The sequence below is a fragment of the Actinomyces sp. Z5 genome (assembly GCF_003287795.1).
Taxonomy (GTDB): Bacteria; Actinomycetota; Actinomycetes; order Actinomycetales; family Actinomycetaceae; genus Actinomyces; species Actinomyces glycerinitolerans.
Map to the genome: position 1 here is coordinate 1 of NZ_QMIN01000112.1, position 1736 is coordinate 1736.

Sequence of the window (1736 nt, forward strand, 5' to 3'; positions counted from 1 at the left end):
GGTTTTTCGTTGGTGTGGCGTGGTTGGGTTGGTGGTTGTGGGGCACTAATCCGGTGGCCTGTAGAGTGATGGGGTGTGAGCCCGTATGTTCGGAAGGTGCGTACCGCGTCGGGGGCTACGGCGGTGTAGATCGTGGCTAAGGAGCATGGTGTGCGCCGGATTGTGGAGCACCTGGGCTCGGCGCACGGGTGAGGCGGAGCTGGCGGCCCTGATTCAGGCCGGCAGGGAGAAGATCCGGGGCGGCCAAGGCGTTTTGGACCTGGCCGGCCTGACACCTCAGGCCGCCGGCCAGGCCGCGTCGGCGGTGGTTGAGTCCAAGCGCTCGGCCCTGCTGTGGGATGTGCTGTGTGGCGCATATGAGGCCCTGGGCCTGGGTGAGGCTACTGGTGGGGATGAGGGGTTTATGCAGATGGTGCTGGCCCGACTCGTGGAGCCCACCAGTAAGGAGCAGGTACCCCGCGTAGTCAGTGAGTTGGGGGTGGGCAGCGTGTCGCGGGCGTCCTTGTTCCGCTCGCTGTCCCGCTGCGTGGGCCGCCAGTGGCGAGAGCGGATCGCGGCCGCCTGCCTGCGGCACGTCACCGGCCGCGGGGACCTGTCCCTGTGCCTATACGACGTTACGACCCTGTACTTCGAGGCGGAGAAGGAGGACGACCTACGACGGGTGGGCTATTCCAAGGAGCGCAGGGTGGACCCGCAGGTGATCGTGGGGCTGCTGGTGGACCGGACGGGCTTCCCCCTACAGATCGGCTGCTGGGAGGGCAACAAGGCCGAGACCAGCACGATTGTGCCGATGATCCAGGAGTTCCGGGAGGCGTCGGGGATTGAGCACCTGGTCGTGGTGGCGGACGCCGGCATGCTCTCCGCAACCAACCTCGAGGCACTCGACCAGGCGGGCTTGGGGTTCATCGTCGGGTCCCGCATGGCCGAGGCCCCGGCAGATCTGGCCGCCCACTTCGCCTGGCACGGGGACGCCCTGGCCGACGGGCAGATCATCGACACCATCACCCCACGTAAAGGTTCCATCAGCAGGGAACGCGACAGCGGCCTGCGTGATGAGCCCGTGTGGGACCCTGCCACCCATCCGGGCTCGTGGCGGGCGATCTGGGCTTACAGCGCCAGGCGGTTCGCCCGGCACCAGCAAGACCCTGACCGCGCAGGAGAACCGGGCGCGGGCGGTGGTCGCCGGCCACAGGCGCCCCAAGGGCACCCGCTTCGTCACCACCCGCAAGGGCGACCAGGTCCTGGATGAGAAGGCTCTAGCCCGCGCCAAGAGACTGGCCGGGCTGAAAGGCTACGTGAGCAATATCCCCGCCACGGTGATGCCCGCCAGTGAGGTGATCGCCTCCTACCACGAGCTGTGGCACGTGGAGCAGTCCTTCCGCATGTCCAAGCACGACCTGCGGGCCAGGCCCGTCTTCCACCACACCCACGACGCCATCCAGGCCCACCTCACAGTCGTCATGGCCGCCTTGGCGGTCGCCCGCCACCTACAAGCCGCCACCGGCATCAGCATCAAACAACTCGTCCGCGAACTGCGGCCCCTCCAAGAAGTCACCATCACCATCAACGGCCACCACATCACCGCCCAGCCCCAGACCACCCAGACCGCACAGCAAATCCTCGAGAGCCTAAACCCAGGGCACTAAAGTGAGACGACTCAGGATGGCGGCGCCGGCGATCATCGGGTTGAGCATTCCGGCTGCGGCCAGGGGGATCGCGGCCACGTTGTAGGCGAA

At 67.1% G+C, this 1736-nt stretch carries 1 pseudogene; it reads left to right on the top strand.

Going from position 1 to position 1736, the window contains the following annotated elements:
• Nucleotides 1-129 precede the first annotated feature (129 nt).
• Nucleotides 130-1646, top strand: a pseudogene (locus tag DRB06_RS15155) (IS1634 family transposase).
• Nucleotides 1647-1736 lie beyond the last annotated feature (90 nt).